Origin of the sequence: Halorubrum sp. SS7 (genome assembly GCF_005435055.1) — an archaeon.
GTDB classification, from domain to species: Archaea; Halobacteriota; Halobacteria; order Halobacteriales; family Haloferacaceae; genus Halorubrum; species Halorubrum salinarum.
Window position 1 is genome coordinate 419771 of sequence record NZ_SGXV01000001.1, and the last position, 14748, is coordinate 434518.

The window sequence follows — 14748 nt, forward strand, 5'->3', positions numbered from 1 at the left end:
CGCGCCGTCGGCTTCTCGGGGGCGACCGTGGGCCGCCTCAGTGCTCGACGAACTCGACCAGCACGCCGCCCGTCGAGCGCGGGTGGCAGAAGGCGACGTCGTGGCCCCACGCGCCGGGGCGCGGCTCCTCGTCGACGAGGTCGATGCCGAGGTCGCGGGCGTCGTCGAGCGCGGCGGGGAGGTCGTCGACCGCGAGCGCGACGTGGTGAACGCCGGGCCCCTCGCGGTCGAGGTAGTCCGCGATGGTCCCGCCGGCGTCCGGTTCGAGCAGCTCGAAGTAGCCGCCGCCGTCGAGTTCGAGGAAGACGACGCGCATCCCGTCGAACGTTTCCTCGTGGGCGACCGGGGCGTCGACCAGGCCGCCGAACAGGTCCGCGAGCGCCGTGGCGTCCCGCGTCGCGACGCCGACGTGATCGAAGCGCATACGCGACCGTCGCGGCGCGGGGACATAAATGGCCCCGGGCGGCGCGACCGAGCGGGAACGCGGTCGGGGGACGCGGGCGACTGTCGGTCCCGGAAGCGGGGTTCGCCGATGGAAAGCGTTGGGTGTCTGGAGCGACAACTCGACGCAGGGACACCCAGTGAGCGACCAGAACCCCGACACGGCCTTAGAGCAGAAGACGTCGCGGACGATCCTCGACTCGATCCTCGACAGCGCCGTCCACGAGATGAACCGCGAGCGGTCCGGGCTGCTGCTCTCCGGGCTGTCCGCCGGGCTCGACATCGGGTTCGGCCCCCTCCTGATGGCCGTCGTGTTGACGCTCTCGCCGGGCGGGTACGGCGACCTCGGGACCGAGCTGCTGCTGGCGACCGTCTACTCCGTCGGGTTCGTCTTCGTCATCCTCGGCCGGTCGGAGCTGTTCACCGAACACACGATGCTCGCCGTGATCCCCGTGATGGACGGGCAGGCGTCGCTCGGCCAGCTCGGTCGCCTCTGGGGGCTGGTGTACGTCGGGAATCTGATCGGGGGCCTGTCGTTCGCCCTGCTCGCGACCCTGTTGACGCCCGGGCTCGGCGTCGTCGAGGCCGCTGCGTTCGAGGAGATCGCGCTCAAGCTCGTCTCCCACGATCTCACGTGGCTGTTCGTCGGCGGCGTGTTCGCCGGGTGGCTGATGGGGCTGCTGGCGTGGCTGATCACGGCCGCCCAGGAGACGACCGGCCGCCTGCTGCTCGTCTTCATCGTCACCGGCACCATCGGGATGCTCCACCTGCCGCACTCGATCGCGGGCAACGTGGAGGTGTTGTTCGGGCTGTTCTCCTCGCCCGCGATATCGATCGCCGACTACCTCTCGTTCCTCGCGCTCGCGACCGTTGGCAACGCGGTCGGCGGCGGGGTCTTCGTCGCGGCGCTGAAGTACGGCCACGTCGTCCGCGGCGCGGACTGAGCGCGCCGCCGGGGGCGGCTCGGAACCGTCGCCGCCACCTTCCCGCTCACCGCCCGGGCTTGTACTCCCCGAACTCGTCGCGGAGCACGTCGGATATCTCCTGGACCGTCGCGTACGCCTTCACCGCGTCGACGACGTGGGGCATCACGTTCTCCGACCCCTGCGCGGCCTCGCGGAGCCCCGCGAGCGCCTCGTCGACCGCGTCGTCGTCGCGCTCGGCCTTCACCTCGTTCAGCCGGTCGCGCTGGTTCTGCTCCTGCTCGGGGTCGACCTCCTCTAAGTCCATCTCCGGCTCCTCGTCGACCTCGAACTCGTTGACGCCGACGATGATCCGCTCGCCCTCCTCGATCTCCCGCTGGCGCTCGAAGGCCACGTCCTGGATCTGTCGCTGGACCCAGCCGCTCTCGACGGCCTCCAACATCCCGCCGCGGCGGTCGACCTCTTCGAGGATCTCGAACGCCTCCTCCTCGATCCCGTCGGTGAGGTCCTCGACGTAGTACGAGCCCGCGAGCGGGTCGATCGTGTCGGCCGCGCCCGACTCGTGGGCGAGGATCTGCTGGGTGCGGAGCGCGGTGCGCACGGACTTCTCGGTCGGGAGCGCGAGCGCCTCGTCTTTCCCGTTCGTGTGGAGGCTCTGCGTCCCGCCGAGGACCGCGGCGAGCGCCTGATACGAGACGCGGACGACGTTGTTCTCGATCTGTTGGGCGGTGAGCGTCGAGCCGCCGGTCTGGGTGTGGAACTTCAGCTGCTTCGACTTGGGGTTCTCCGCGCCGAACCGCTCGTCCATGATCTGCGCCCACATCCGGCGGGCGGCGCGGAACTTCGCGGCCTCCTCGAAGATGTTGTTGTGGGCGTTGAAAAAGAAGGAGAGCTGCGGGGCGAACTCGTCGACGTCGAGGCCCGCGTCGAGGGCGGCCTCGACGTACTCGATGCCGTCGCCGAGCGTGAAGGCGATCTCCTGGGCCGCGGTCGAGCCGGCCTCGCGGATGTGGTAGCCGGAGATGGAGATGGTGTTGAACTTCGGCGTCTCGGCCGCGCAGAACTCGAAGATGTCCGTGATCAGCCGCATCGACTGCTTCGGCGGGTAGATGTAGAGGTTCCGCGCGATGTACTCCTTCATGATGTCGTTCTGGATGGTCCCCCGGAGCTGGTCGCGCGGGACGCCCTGCTTGTCGCCCATCGCGACGTACATCGCGAGGAGGACGGCGGCCGGGGCGTTGATCGTCATCGACGTGGAGACCTCGTCGAGCGGGATGGAGTCGAAGACGGTCTCGAAGTCGTCGAGCGTGTCGATGGCGACGCCCGAGCGGCCGACCTCCCCCTCGGCCATCGCGGCGTCGGAGTCGTAGCCCATCTGGGTCGGGAGGTCGAACGCCATCGACAGGCCCGACGAGCCCTCGTCGATGAGGTAGCGGAAGCGCTCGTTCGTCTCCGCGGCGGTGCCCATCCCCGCGTACTGCCGCATCGTCCACAGCCGCCCCCGGTGCATCGTCGAGTAGACGCCCCGCGTGTACGGCTCCTCGCCGGGGTAACCGAGGTCCTCCCGGTAGTCCACGTCCACGTCGGCGGGCGTGTACAGCGGGTCGACCTCCTGGCCCCCGGTGTCGGTGGTGAACGTCTCCTCCCGCTCGCCGAACCGGTCGACCGTGTCGCCGTAGGTCCCGTCCTCCCACGACTCCTTGGCCTCCCGGATCGCGGCGAGTTCCTCAGGGTCGTACATTATCTAATCGGTCGACCGAGCGGGACTTAACAGTTTTCAGGGTCGCCGAGCGACCGGGCCCGGATCGGGTCGGTCGGCCCGTCGGTCTGATTTAAGTATCACGCGTCCGAGGCGGCGGTATGGACGTGCTTACGGACCCTGCGCGTCGGTTCCTGGCCGCGACGGCGCCGGAACACACCGAGACGCAGGCGGAGATGGCCGACCTCGCCGACGACTGGGGCTTCCCCATCATCGGGCCGGAGGCGGGGGCGGTCCTCCGCCTGCTCGCGCGACTGACGGACGCCGACCGCGTCTTCGAGTTCGGCTCGGGGTTCGGCTACTCCGCCACCTGGTTCCTCCGGGGCGGCGCCGGGCACGTGGTGTGTACCGAGTTCGACGCCGACGAGGCCGAACGCGGCGTCTCGTTCGCCGCCGAGGGCGGGTACGCCGACCGCGTCACCTTCGAGGTCGGCGACGCGATGGAGACCGTCGACCGCTACGACGGCCCGTTCGACGTGGTGCTGATCGATCACCAGAAGGAGCGGTACGCGGACGCCTACCGGACCGTCCTCCCGAAGGTCCGGTCCGGCGGCGTGATCGTCGCCGACAACATCGCCCGCGGCCCGATCGACTTCGGCGACCTCGTCGCGCACTTCGAGGCCGGCGAACCGCTCCCGGACGCCGCCGTGGACGCCCAGACGCGCGGCATCGGCGCGTACGTGGGGACCGTCCGCTCGGACGACGCCGTGGAGACGGCGGTCCTCCCCGTCGGGTCCGGCATTTCCGTTTCGACGGTCGTCCGATGAAACCGAGCGAAACGGTTATCATGTCGAGTAGAAACACCTACGCAGATGAGTCAAGCGGACGGAGCCGACGGCGACGGGGGACCGCGAGCGGCGTCGCTCGTGCGGGTCCTCGTGGTCGACGGCGAACCGGCGTTCGCCGAGACGGCGGCCTCGCGGCTCGAAGCGCGCGACGACCGGTTCGAGGTGGTCACGGTCGAGGACGCCGAGGCGGCGCTCGACGCGCTGTCGTCGGCGTCGTTCCACTGCGTGGTCTCCGGGTACGAACTGTCAGAGATCGACGGGGTCGGACTGTTAGAGACGGTCCGCGACCGCCACGGGGACGTGCCGTTCGTGCTCTTCACCGGGTCGGGGTCGGAGGCGGTCGCCAGCGACGCCGTCTCGGCCGGCGTCGACGAGTACATCCGACGGGACGAGCCGGCGGACGAGTTCGCGCGGCTCGCGAACGCGGTCGCGGACGCGGTGTCTGAGGCTCGCGGCGGTCGCCGCCTGGCCGCGCACCTGGAGCGCACCAGCGACGCCTTCTGTCAGGTCGACTCGGAGTGGCGGCTGACCTACCTCAACGAGCGGGCGGCGGGCTTCGTCGAGCGCGACGCGGACGCGCTGCTCGGCGAGCGGATCTGGGAGCTGTTCCCGGAGGTCGCCGGCACCGAGGCGGAGGCGGCGCTGCGCGAGGTCGCCGCGACCGGCGAGGCGACCGAGTTCGAACACCACGTCGACCGCCTCGACGCGGTGCTCGTGGTGAACGCCTACCCGACCGCCGACGGGCTGGCGCTGTACTTCCGCGACGTGACGGAGCGCCGGGAACGCGAGCGGGAGCTCCGGGAGGTCTCGGAGCGGCTCCAGCTGGCCGTCGAGGGGGCCGACGTCGGCGTCTGGGACTGGAACGTCCGGACGGACGAGGTCCGGTTCGACGACCGGTGGGCCGGGATGCTCGGCCACGACACCGACGAGATCGACTTCGACCTGTCGACGTGGGAGGACCGCGTCCACCCCGACGACATCGACGACGCCTGGGACGCCATCGAGGCGCACTTCAACGGCGAGACCGACCCTTACCAGAGCGACTACCGCATGCGGACGAAGTCGGGCGACTGGAAGTGGATCCGCGACCGGGGCCGGGTCGTCGAGCGGACCGAGGACGGCGAGCCCCTCCGGGCCGTCGGGATCCACATCGACGTCACCGAGGAGAAGGAGCGCGAGCGCGAGCTCGAACGCTACCGCCGCATCGTCGACGAGCTGCCGGAGTCGGTATGTATCTACGACGCCGACGGCCGCATCGCGCTCGCGAACGACTACATCGCCGACGTGCTCGGGACCGACCGCGAGTCGCTCGTCGGCCGCGAGAGCCGCCTCGTCGAGCGCATCCGGGCGACCGACGGCGACGAGTACCGCGAACTCGTCGACGGCGAGCGCGACTCCCTGACCGGGACGGTCGAGGTCGACCTCCCGGGAGAGCCCGGGGCGATCGTCGACTACGGACTGACCCGACTCGTCATCGACGGGGAGTTCGACGGGGTGCTCGGCATCTCCCGGAACGTGACCACCGAGCGGCGCCGACAGCGCCGGCTCGAACGTACCACCGCGCGGCTGGAGGCCCTCTTCGAGCGCTCGCCGGACATGATCGACATCCACGACGAGGCGGGGTCGATCGTCGACGCCAACCGCGCGATGACCGACGCGCTCGGGTACGACCGCGAGGAGATAGTCGGGATGGACGTGTGGGAAGTCGACGCCGAGCTCGACCCCGAGGAGGGGCGGCGGCTCTGGGAGGGCCTAGAGATGGACGAGACGGTCCGGCTGGAGACGACGTTCGCCCGCGCCGACGGGTCGACGTTCCCGGCGGAGGTCCACGTGCGGCGCATCGACGTTCAGGGCGAGGACCGGTTCCTCGCGAGCAGCCGCGACATCTCCGAGCGGAAGGCGTACGAGCGCCGCATCGAGCGGGAGAACGAGCGGCTCGACGAGTTCGCGAGCATCGTCTCGCACGACCTCCGGAACCCCCTCAACGTCCTCTCTGGGTACCTCCGGCTCGCGCCCGAGACGGGGACCGACTCCTACTTCGACCGCTGCGAGCGCGCGCTCGACGAGATGGAGCGGCTGATCGAGGACGTGCTCGCGCTCGCCAAGCAGGGGGAGGCGGTCGGGTCGTTCGACCCCGTCAACCTCGGCGACCTGGCAGCCGGGTACAGCGACGACGCGTTCGGATCGGCGGACGGGGAGGACCCGTTCGGCGAGGACGCGGCCGGCGGGGACGAGCCGGACGCGCCTGTCGAGGTCGTGGTGGAGGCCGACGGCGAGATCTACGCCGACCCCGGGCGGGTCCGGCAGCTCCTCGGGAACCTGTACCGGAACGCGGCCGAACACGGGGGGCAGCGCGTCGTCGTCGGCGACCTCCCGGACGGGTTCTACGTCGAGGACGACGGCCCCGGGATCGACATCGACGAACGGGACCGGGTGTTCGAGAGCGGCTACACCACCTCCGAGACGGGCACCGGCTTCGGGCTCTCCATCGTCCAGCGCATCGCCGAGGCGCACGGCTGGGAGGTCGCGGTCACGGAGGGGGAACGCGGGGGGGCCCGGTTCGAGTTCACCGGGCTCGACCGCCCGGGATCGGACGCGGACGGGTCCGCGGCGCCCGGCGAGCCCTCGGGGCCGGCCGCGGAAGAGGCGGAGTCGCGGGACTGAGCGGGCGGGTACGGTCGGGAAAAACCGATTTTCGACGCGGGGGTCCGGCCTCAGAACGCGCCGGGGTAGACGCTGACGTCGGCGTGGAGCCCCTCGCGGAGCGCGCTGTGGACGTGGCAGATGCCCTCGGCGCGCTCGGCGATGTCGGCGGCGGTCTCGTCGTCGAGGTCGGCCTCGACGTGGACGTCGAAGGCGATCGATTCGAGGTCGTCGTCGTCGTCGAGGTCGGCGCTCGCGTCGATCTGGATCTTGCCGAGGTCCTCCTCGCCGCGCTGGCTCCCGCCGACGCGGAGCGCCGGGAGGTAACAGGAGGCGTACGTCGCGACGAGCGTCGCGTTCGGGTTCGGGCCCGTCTCGTCGGTCGCGTCGATCTGGAGGTCGAACTCGCCGACCTGGCTGGTGCTGGCGTACCCTTCCTCGGAAACCGTGGACGTCTCGATGTCTGCCATAGTCGACCGTCCGTTCGTCCTCCCGCCGCTAAAGGCTGCCGACACGGGACGTGAGTGCCGGGGGACGGGCGGGGTCGACGCAGCTTCGGTCGCGGTCGCTCCGCGCGCGAGCGCCGCGAAAAATGGCGGAATCACCGGAGAGGCCGTCGACCCGTTCCCTCAGTCGAGCGTGTACGTCTCGTCGCCCTCGAGGACGACGGGCTCGGCGGCGGCGCCCGCGGCCTTCACCTCGTTGACGAACTCGCGAGTCTCGATCTCGATCGGGCCGAACGAGTCGTAGTGCATCGGGAAGACCACGTCGGCGCCCACCCAGTCGGCGGCGATGCCGGCGCCCGCGGGCCCCATGGTGAAGTGGTCGCCGGCGGGCAGGGCCGCGGCGTCCGGTTCGAGGTACGGGGCGATCACGTCGACCATCTCGGACATCAGGCCCGTGTCGCCGGCGTGGTAGAACGTGGTACAGTCGGGGTCCGACTCCTGGGTCGGCTTCTTGTCGCCGATGACGAACCCGGTCGGCATGCCGGCGGAGTAGTCGGGGTCGTTCTCGATGCCGTTCGAGTGGTCCGCGCGGACCATCGTCACCCACGCGTCGCCGCACTCGGCGGTGCCGCCGATGTTCATGCCGCCGGCCGGGAGCGTGTGCTCGTGGCCGAAGTTCTCCTGGACGTAGCCGGTCAGCTCCGGGGTGGCGACCACCGTCGCGTCCGGGAACTCGGCGGCGTCGCCGATGTGGTCCGCGTGTCCGTGGGTCAACAGGAGGTAGTCGGGGTCGAGGTCCGCGGGGTCGACGTCGGTCTTCGGGTTGTCGAAGAACGGGTCGATGAGCAGCTCCGTGTCCTCGGCGACGACGTGCCACGTGGAGTGGCCGTGCCAGGTGAGTTCCATGGTCCGTTCCGTACGTCTCGGCGCGTCGTAATAAAACTCGACGCCGCGGAAGCCGTCGTCCGTCGGCGAAAGCAATTAACCGGAACGGGCGCGAACGTCCGGTAGATGCCCTCCCAGACCAGCGAGCCCGGCGGCCCGCCGGCCGCCTGCCCCGCCTGCGGCGAGGCGGTGCCGGACGGGGCGAGCTTCTGCCCCGACTGCGGCGCCGACCTCGGCGACCCCTCCGACCCCGCCTACTGTGCCGAGTGCGGCGCGGCCTTCGACGACGACGACCGGTTCTGTTCGAACTGCGGCGCGTCGCGGGCGGGCGGTGAGTCCGCCGCGTCCGAGCGGTCGAGCGGCCGGTCGGGCGGGGCGGACCGGCCCCCGTCGCCCTCGGCCGCGTCGCCGGACGAGAGCGAGCGCGCGTTCCGCCGCCGCGTCCAGGACCATCTCGACGCCGGATGGGAGATCGAACAAGACGCCGGCGACCGCGTGGTCCTCGTCGACAGGGGGATCGGCTCCGTCGGCGTCCACGTCCTCCTGTTCTTCTTCACCAGCGGCATCGGGAACCTGCTGTACGGCTGGTGGCACTACTCGAAGCTGGCCGAGCGGCGGCGCCTCGTCCGCGGCGACTCGACGCCGACGCGCGCCCCGTCGAGCGCCCCCGGAGAGAGCCGAACGGAGACCGTCGCCGGCTACCTCCTCATCGCGCTGCTCTTCGTGATCGGGGGGTGGATCGCCTTCCTCGGGGGGACGAGCGGCTCCGTGCCCGGCGCGCTGATCGGCCTCGCGTTCGTCGGGCTCGGGCTCGGCGTGTCCCCGCCCGTCCGCCGGCGACTCGACCGCCGCCACGGGGTCACCGAGTTCGGCCGGCAGAAGACGGTCGATCACCGGGTCGTCCGCCCGCCCGAGTCCGTCGAGGAGCCCTGCGTCGTCTGCGACGAGCCGTTCGACCGCGGCCTCGTCAGGCGGCGCCGCGACGAGACGGTGGTCGCCGGCGTACCGGTCCGGACCCACTCGGTCCGGTACAACCACTACTGCGCCGACTGCGCGCGGTCGGAGCTGTTCGCGGACGACGTCGAGTCGCTGTCGCTCGACGAACTCGACGACGAGGAGCCCGCCGCCGACGCCGCGAACGAGACGGCGGACGCGACAAAAGCGGATTCGACGACGACGGACTCGGTCCGTGAGTCCGCCGATCGGACCGACTGAGTCCGCGGACCCGCGCCCGGTCGCGGTCGTCGCTTGCCTCTCCGGGAACGCTTTTCGGGGGGCCGCCCGTTCGGCCGCGTATGTACCGCGCACGGTTCCGCGACCCGGCCGGATCGATCCGCGAGGGCGAGTACGACCCGGCGACCGACACGGTCGCCTTCGGCGGCGAGGAGTACGCGCTCTCCGACCCCGATATCGACGTGCTCGCGCCGACCGACCCGTCGAAGATCGTCTGTATCGGCCGCAACTACGCCGACCACGCCGAGGAGCTCGGCAACGACGTGCCGGACCGCCCGCTGCTCTTCCTCAAGCCGCCGAACGCGGTGGCGAGCCACGGCGACACCGTGACCGTCCCCGCCGGCAAGGATCGGATCGACTGGGAGGCGGAGTTCGCGGTCGTGATCGGCGAGCAGTGTAAGGCGGTCGACGCCGCCGACGCGATGGACGTGGTCGCCGGGTTCACCTGTATGAACGACGTGTCGAACCGCGACGACCAGAACCGCGAGCAGAACTGGGTGCGCGGGAAGGCGTTCGACGGCGCCGCGCCGCTGGGCCCGGTCCTCGCGACGCCCGACGAGGTGCCCGCCGACGCGAGCGTCGAGCTCCGCGTCAACGGCGAAACGAAGCAGTCGAGCGACCGCGAGCACATGATCTTCGACGTGCCGACGCTGATCGAGGAGATCACGACGTACCTCACGCTCGAACCCGGCGACGTGATCGCGACGGGCACCCCCGAGGGCGTCGGCGCGCTCTCGGACGGCGACACCGTCGAGGTCGAGGTCGAGGGCGTCGGCACGCTGGAACACGACGTTCGCGTCCCCTGAGCGGCGCGCCGCTCGGACTCCCTCGTTTTTGCGTCTCGGTACCACACCTCGTTTCCGGTGAACGCTTATGTGCGAGGCCCCGGAGTCGGAGGTATGGAGACCAGTTCGTTCGTCGCCGGTTCATGACGGTACCGCCGCGGCGCGATCGACCGCCCCGTCCGCGAATCGGGGTCGGTCGCCCGCGCCGCAGCACCGCGACCGGAGCGCGAGACGCTCCCCTCTCCGGGCCGACGCGAGCGCCCGACCGAATGTCACGAGACGACGCCACGACGAACGAGACAGCCGAATCGATCGAAACCGACGCCGCCGCCGATACCTCCGACGCTCGCCCCGGCGACACCGACCTCTCTCCCCTCGACCCCGCAGACCCGGGCGCGACCCCCGCCGTCGTCGCTGCCCGCTCCGAGGGCGAGCCGCCTGACACGGCTGAGATCCGGGACCTCGCCGCCGCGGCCGGGTACGCGGTCGTCGGCGAGGTCACCCAGCGGCGCCGCGAGGACCCGACCTACGACCTCGGTCGCGGGAAGGCCGAGGAGCTGATGCGGCTCGCCGCCGAGACCGACGCCGAGGCTGTGATCTACGACGGAGGCCTGTCGCCGGGACAGACGTTCTCGCTCGGCGACCTGCTGCCGCCCGGAACCGCGGTGATCGACCGCCCGCGCCTCGTGTTGGAGCTGTTCGCCGACGCCGCCGACTCGCGCGCGGCCGACCGCCAGCTGGAGCTGGCGCGGCTGCGCTACGAGCTGCCCCGGCTCCGCGAGGCGGTCGCCCGCGACGCGAGCGAGGACGTGCGCCTCCAGCCGGAGGGCGACAGCCGCGTGCTCGACGTCGAGAAGCGGATCGAGTCGGCCGAGCGCGCGCTCGACGAGATCGCCGACGACCGGGCGGCCAGACGGGCGGAGCGCCGCGACGCCGGGTTCGACCTCGTCGCGCTCGCGGGGTACACCAACGCCGGGAAGTCGACGCTGGCCCGCCGGCTCGCGGACGAGGTCGACGACCCCGAATTCGGGGACGAGCCGGGGACTCTTGACGCCGACCGCACCGACGCCGAGGGCGACCCGGCCGAGGGCGACGGCCCGCTCGCGGTCGCGGACCGGCCGTTCGAGACGCTCTCGACGACGACGCGCCGCGCGACGGTCGGCGGGCGGCGGGCCCTCGTCACCGACACCGTCGGCTTCCTCGACGGGCTCCCCCACGAGGCGGTGCGCTCGTTCCGGACGACGATCGACGCGATCCGGGGGGCCGACTGCGCGCTGCTCGTCGTCGACGCGAGCGACGACCCGGCCGACCTCCGCCGGAAGCTCACGGCGTCGCTGTCGGCGATCGAGGCGACCGACGGCCCCGTGATCCCCGTGCTGTCGAAGGCCGACGAGGTCGGGGCGGACGGGCTCGCGGCCGCGGTCGAGGCCTACGAGGGCGCGGTCGCCGACCTGGACCCGCGGGACGCCCCCGTCGTCGACGCGCTCCGCTCGCCGGTCCCGGTCAGCGTCCGCGACGAGACCGGGCTCGCCGACCTCGCAGACGCGGTGGCCGACGCGCTGCCGACGGCGACCGCGACGGTCGAGGCGCCCAACGGCGGCGCCGCGCAGGCCGCGCTCTCGTGGGCGTACGACCGCGGCGTGGTCGCGGGCGTCGACTACGGGAGCGAGACCGTCGTCGTCGAGCTCGCGGGGCGACCCGACGTGGTCGCCGAGGCAGAGCGGCGGTTCGCCGACGGCCGGTCGTCGTGAACGGCGGAGCGGCCCCGTCGCGAGCCCTCGACCGCCAAGACCACGCTTAAGCCCGCCGGTCCCCGAATCGGTGACATGGAACCACGGGATCTCTCCGATCACTCGCCGTACGTGCCCGGGCGGGGCGTCGAGGAGGTCGCCCGCGAGCGCGGGCTCGACCCCGACGACCTCATCAAGCTCTCCTCGAACGAGAACCCGCACGGGCCGAGCCCGGCGGCGGTCGAGGCGATCCGCGAGCACGCCGACCGGGTGAACCAGTACCCGAAGTCCTCGCACACCGACCTCACCGCGAAGATCGCGGAGAAGTGGGGCGTCGACGACGAGCAGGTGTGGGTCTCGCCCGGCGCCGACGGCTCGATCGACTACCTCTCGCGGGCCGCCTTAGAGCCCGGCGACGAGGTGCTGGTCCCGAGCCCCGGCTTCGCCTACTACGCGATGTCGTCGCGGTACCACCACGGTGAGGTGACGGAGTACGAGCTCTCCCCGGCCGACGGCTTCGCGCAGGACGCCGAGACGGTGCTGTCCGCCTACGGCGGCGAGCGGATCGTCTACCTCACCTCCCCGCACAACCCATCCGGGTCGACGATCGCGCTCGACGAGGTCGAGGCGATCGCCGACGCGACAGCCGAGGAGACGCTCGTCGTCGTCGACGAGGCGTACGGCGAGTTCGCCGACGTGGACAGCGCGATCCCGCTCGTCGACGACCGCGACGACGTGGCGGTCCTCCGCACCTTCTCGAAGGCGTATGGCCTCGCCGGGCTCCGGATCGGCTACAGCGTCGTCCCCGAGGCGTGGGGCGAGGCGTACGCCCGCGTCAACACCCCGTTCGCGGCCAACGAGCTGGCCTGCCGCGCCGCGCTCGCCGCGCTCGACGACGAGGAGCACGTCGAACGGTCGGTCGAGTCCGCGCGCTGGGCCCGCAAGTACATCGCCGACGAGCTGGACGCCCCCACCGTCGACTCCGCCGGCAACTTCGTCCTCGCCGCGGTCGGCGACGGCGAGCGCGTCGCCGAGGCGGCCCAGGAGCGCGGCGTCATCATCCGCGACTGCACCTCGTTCGGGCTCCCGGAACACGTCCGCGTCTCCACGGGGACGCGCGAGGAGACGCGCGAGGCGGTCGCCCTGCTCAACGACGTGCTGGCCGACCTCGAACTCGGTGTCCGCGCGTGACGGAGGCGTCCGAATCCGAAGAGGCGACCGCGGGCCGCGGCCGCGCAGACCGCGTCGCCGTCACGGGAACCCCCGGGACCGGCAAGTCGACCGCGACGGCGCTGCTGGCGGACGAGTACGACGTGATCCACCTCAACGAGCGGATCAAGTCGGACGACGACCTCTGGACCGAGCGCGACGCCGACCGCGACACGCTCGTCGCCGACCTCGACGCGGTCCGCGAGCACCTCGGCGACTGGACCGGCGTCCTCGACTCCCACCTCGCGCACCGGTTCGACGCCGACCGCGTCGTCGTGTTGCGCTGTCACCCGGAGGCGATCGAGTCCCGCCTCGTCGAGCGCGGCGAGTCGCCCGAGACCGCGGCGGAGAACGCCGAAAGCGAGGCGCTCGACGTGATCCTCTCGGAGGCCGTGGCGGAACACGGCGCGGAGAACGTCTACGAGGTCGACGCGACCGACCGCGACCCCGAGGCGGTCGCCGACGCGATCCGCGCGGCGGTCGAGGGCGAGCGCGAGCCGAGCGCCGGCACCGTGGACTTCATCGATTATATATGAGCCGGCCGCGAGCGTCGAGACGGTAGATGACCCTCGACCAGTACCGCTCCGTGGCGGACCGCCTGCTCGGCCCGTGGGTGTCGGCGGCCGACAGGCTCGGCCTCTCGCCCGACCAGGTGAGCGTGATCGCCTTCCTCGTCGCGGTGGGGGCCGCCGCCGCCTTCGCCGTCGGGTCGACGCCCCTGTACGCGGCCGGCGCGCTGCTCGTCCTCCTCAACGGCTGGCTCGACGTCGTCGACGGCGCGCTCGCGCGGCACCAGGGGGTCGCCTCCGACGGCGGCGACTTCCTCGACCACGTCCTCGACCGCTACGCCGACGTGGCGATCATCGCCGGGCTCACGGCGGGCGTCGAGGCGTACGCGCTCGGCTTCGCGGCCGTCACGGGCGTCCTCCTCACCTCCTACCTCGGCACGCAGATCCAGGCGGTCGGCATCGGCCGCGAGTACGGCGGGCTCCTCGGCCGGGCCGACCGCCTCGCGCTCGCCGGGATCGTCGGCGTCGTCGCCGCGGTCTACTCCGCGCCGATCGTCGCCGGACTGAACGTCGTCGGCCTGCTGCTCGCGCTGTTCGCCGCGGTCGGACACCTCACCGCGGTCCAGCGGTTCCTCGGCGCCTGGCGGGACCTGTAACCGTCCCCGCGACGGGCGCTCAGAACGGCGCGTCCGCCGAGCGTCCCCCGGCGCCCGACGCCTCCGTCCCGCTCGTCGGCGTCGACTCGACCCCGACTCCCTCCTCCAGGTCGACCTCCACGTCGCCCGTCTCCAGGTACGCCTCCTCCAGCGCCGCGAGCCGGTCGTTCACCGCTTCGCTCTGGTTGTGCGACGCGGCGGCGCGGACCCGGACGAGGTCGTACTCGTGTCGGTCGGCGAGCCCGTTCCACGCCCGGAAGGCCCCGACCGTCAGCGTGTGCGTCTGCGGGCAGAAGGCGGTCGTCGGGGTGAACTCCGCGCGGAGGACCCGGTCGACCTCGCTCCCGTCGACCGCGTCCGGCGCGTCGCCGCGCTCGACGGCGTAGCGGAACCCGGCGTCACCGTGGCGCGTGTCCAAGTTCAGCCGGGCGAGGTTGTAGTCGAACGTCATGTCGTACACTTTCCGCTCCTCGAAGCACTCGCGGGTGAGCCGGTGGAACGCGAGGTGGTCCGCCCCCGTGAGCACGTCGTGGCCGTCGAGGAACCCGCCTGGACGCGGGACGGTCTCCGCGACGAACTCGTCGTAGCCGTCGAACAGGTCCTCGTCGTCGGAGCCGAAGGGCGACGGGAAGCCGGGCATACCCGTATTACGTCACTCCGTCGGGGTACCCTTGACCCCGCAGATGTTCGGGCCGTCGCGGCCGGTCGGCCCTCAGCCGCTCTCGTCCGCCTCCGAGCGCA

The 14748-nt window shown here is 71.8% G+C and carries 14 protein-coding genes; 9 read left to right on the forward strand and 5 right to left on the reverse strand.

Annotation, left to right across the window (positions count from 1 at the left end):
* Positions 1–37: 37 nt before the first annotated feature.
* Positions 38–424, reverse strand: a complete 387-nt coding sequence (gene mce, locus EXE44_RS02145) for a methylmalonyl-CoA epimerase (RefSeq protein ID WP_137715763.1) — start codon at positions 422–424, stop codon at positions 38–40.
* A gap of 157 nt (positions 425–581) precedes the next feature.
* Between mce and EXE44_RS02150 the strand changes: the two genes are divergently transcribed.
* Positions 582–1385, forward strand: a complete 804-nt coding sequence (locus EXE44_RS02150; protein ID WP_137715764.1) for a formate/nitrite transporter family protein — start codon at positions 582–584, stop codon at positions 1383–1385.
* Between the two features lie 46 nt (positions 1386–1431).
* On the opposite strand, the gene EXE44_RS02155 is transcribed toward EXE44_RS02150, so the two are convergent.
* Positions 1432–3105: a methylmalonyl-CoA mutase gene (locus EXE44_RS02155; RefSeq protein WP_121562327.1), complete on the reverse strand. Its 1674-nt coding sequence runs from the start codon at positions 3103–3105 to the stop codon at positions 1432–1434.
* A 119-nt stretch (positions 3106–3224) separates the two neighbouring features.
* Between EXE44_RS02155 and EXE44_RS02160 the strand changes: the two genes are divergently transcribed.
* Positions 3225–3890 (forward strand): O-methyltransferase, encoded by a 666-nt coding sequence (locus EXE44_RS02160; RefSeq protein ID WP_137715765.1) that lies wholly within the window; start codon positions 3225–3227, stop codon positions 3888–3890.
* Positions 3891–3935: 45 nt separating this feature from the next.
* Entirely contained in the window at positions 3936–6575 is a 2640-nt protein-coding gene (locus EXE44_RS02165; protein ID WP_137715766.1) for a PAS domain S-box protein, read from the forward strand.
* Positions 6576–6625: 50 nt separating this feature from the next.
* Here EXE44_RS02165 and EXE44_RS02170 read toward each other — a convergent pair whose 3' ends face one another.
* Both EXE44_RS02170 and EXE44_RS02175 read right to left on the reverse strand, forming a co-directional pair.
* Entirely contained in the window at positions 6626–7024 is a 399-nt protein-coding gene (locus EXE44_RS02170) for an OsmC family protein (RefSeq protein ID WP_137715767.1), read from the reverse strand.
* A 159-nt stretch (positions 7025–7183) separates the two neighbouring features.
* On the reverse strand, positions 7184–7906 hold the full coding sequence (locus EXE44_RS02175; RefSeq protein WP_137715768.1) for a metal-dependent hydrolase: 723 nt from the start codon (positions 7904–7906) through the stop codon (positions 7184–7186).
* Positions 7907–8011: 105 nt separating this feature from the next.
* Between EXE44_RS02175 and EXE44_RS02180 the strand changes: the two genes are divergently transcribed.
* The 6 genes from EXE44_RS02180 to EXE44_RS02205 all read left to right on the forward strand — a co-directional run bounded on the left by EXE44_RS02180 (position 8012) and on the right by EXE44_RS02205 (position 14007).
* The gene (locus tag EXE44_RS02180) at positions 8012–9100 is read left to right on the forward strand and encodes a zinc-ribbon domain-containing protein (protein ID WP_137715769.1); all 1089 of its coding nucleotides are present in this window, start codon (positions 8012–8014) and stop codon (positions 9098–9100) included.
* An 80-nt stretch (positions 9101–9180) separates the two neighbouring features.
* Positions 9181–9924, forward strand: a complete 744-nt coding sequence (locus EXE44_RS02185; RefSeq protein ID WP_137715770.1) for a fumarylacetoacetate hydrolase family protein — start codon at positions 9181–9183, stop codon at positions 9922–9924.
* Between the two features lie 248 nt (positions 9925–10172).
* Positions 10173–11654, forward strand: coding sequence for a GTPase (locus tag EXE44_RS02190; RefSeq protein WP_137715771.1), 1482 nt, complete (start codon positions 10173–10175; stop codon positions 11652–11654).
* Between the two features lie 75 nt (positions 11655–11729).
* Positions 11730–12824 (forward strand): histidinol-phosphate transaminase, encoded by a 1095-nt coding sequence (gene hisC / locus EXE44_RS02195; protein WP_137715772.1) that lies wholly within the window; start codon positions 11730–11732, stop codon positions 12822–12824.
* Positions 12821–13378, forward strand: coding sequence for an adenylate kinase family protein (locus EXE44_RS02200; protein WP_137715773.1), 558 nt, complete (start codon positions 12821–12823; stop codon positions 13376–13378). The genes hisC and EXE44_RS02200 overlap by 4 nt, the downstream gene beginning before the upstream one ends.
* Positions 13379–13404: 26 nt before the next feature.
* Complete coding sequence (locus EXE44_RS02205) at positions 13405–14007, forward strand: CDP-alcohol phosphatidyltransferase family protein (RefSeq protein ID WP_137715774.1); 603 nt, start codon at positions 13405–13407, stop codon at positions 14005–14007.
* A 19-nt stretch (positions 14008–14026) separates the two neighbouring features.
* On the opposite strand, the gene EXE44_RS02210 is transcribed toward EXE44_RS02205, so the two are convergent.
* Positions 14027–14647: a hypothetical protein gene (locus EXE44_RS02210; protein ID WP_137715775.1), complete on the reverse strand. Its 621-nt coding sequence runs from the start codon at positions 14645–14647 to the stop codon at positions 14027–14029.
* Positions 14648–14748 lie beyond the last annotated feature (101 nt).

Bases quoted from the DNA above. Each gene is read 5' to 3' on its own strand.
- mce (WP_137715763.1), bottom strand. From the start codon at position 424: ATGCGCTTCGATCACGTCGGCGTCGCGACGCGGGACGCCACGGCGCTC.
- EXE44_RS02155 (WP_121562327.1), bottom strand. From the start codon at position 3,105: ATGTACGACCCTGAGGAACTCGCCGCGATCCGGGAGGCCAAGGAGTCG.
- EXE44_RS02160 (WP_137715765.1), top strand. From the start codon at position 3,225: ATGGACGTGCTTACGGACCCTGCGCGTCGGTTCCTGGCCGCGACGGCG.
- EXE44_RS02165 (WP_137715766.1), top strand. From the start codon at position 3,936: ATGAGTCAAGCGGACGGAGCCGACGGCGACGGGGGACCGCGAGCGGCG.
- EXE44_RS02170 (WP_137715767.1), bottom strand. From the start codon at position 7,024: ATGGCAGACATCGAGACGTCCACGGTTTCCGAGGAAGGGTACGCCAGC.
- EXE44_RS02175 (WP_137715768.1), bottom strand. From the start codon at position 7,906: ATGGAACTCACCTGGCACGGCCACTCCACGTGGCACGTCGTCGCCGAG.
- EXE44_RS02180 (WP_137715769.1), top strand. From the start codon at position 8,012: ATGCCCTCCCAGACCAGCGAGCCCGGCGGCCCGCCGGCCGCCTGCCCC.
- EXE44_RS02185 (WP_137715770.1), top strand. From the start codon at position 9,181: ATGTACCGCGCACGGTTCCGCGACCCGGCCGGATCGATCCGCGAGGGC.
- EXE44_RS02190 (WP_137715771.1), top strand. From the start codon at position 10,173: ATGTCACGAGACGACGCCACGACGAACGAGACAGCCGAATCGATCGAA.
- hisC (WP_137715772.1), top strand. From the start codon at position 11,730: ATGGAACCACGGGATCTCTCCGATCACTCGCCGTACGTGCCCGGGCGG.
- EXE44_RS02205 (WP_137715774.1), top strand. From the start codon at position 13,405: ATGACCCTCGACCAGTACCGCTCCGTGGCGGACCGCCTGCTCGGCCCG.
- EXE44_RS02210 (WP_137715775.1), bottom strand. From the start codon at position 14,647: ATGCCCGGCTTCCCGTCGCCCTTCGGCTCCGACGACGAGGACCTGTTC.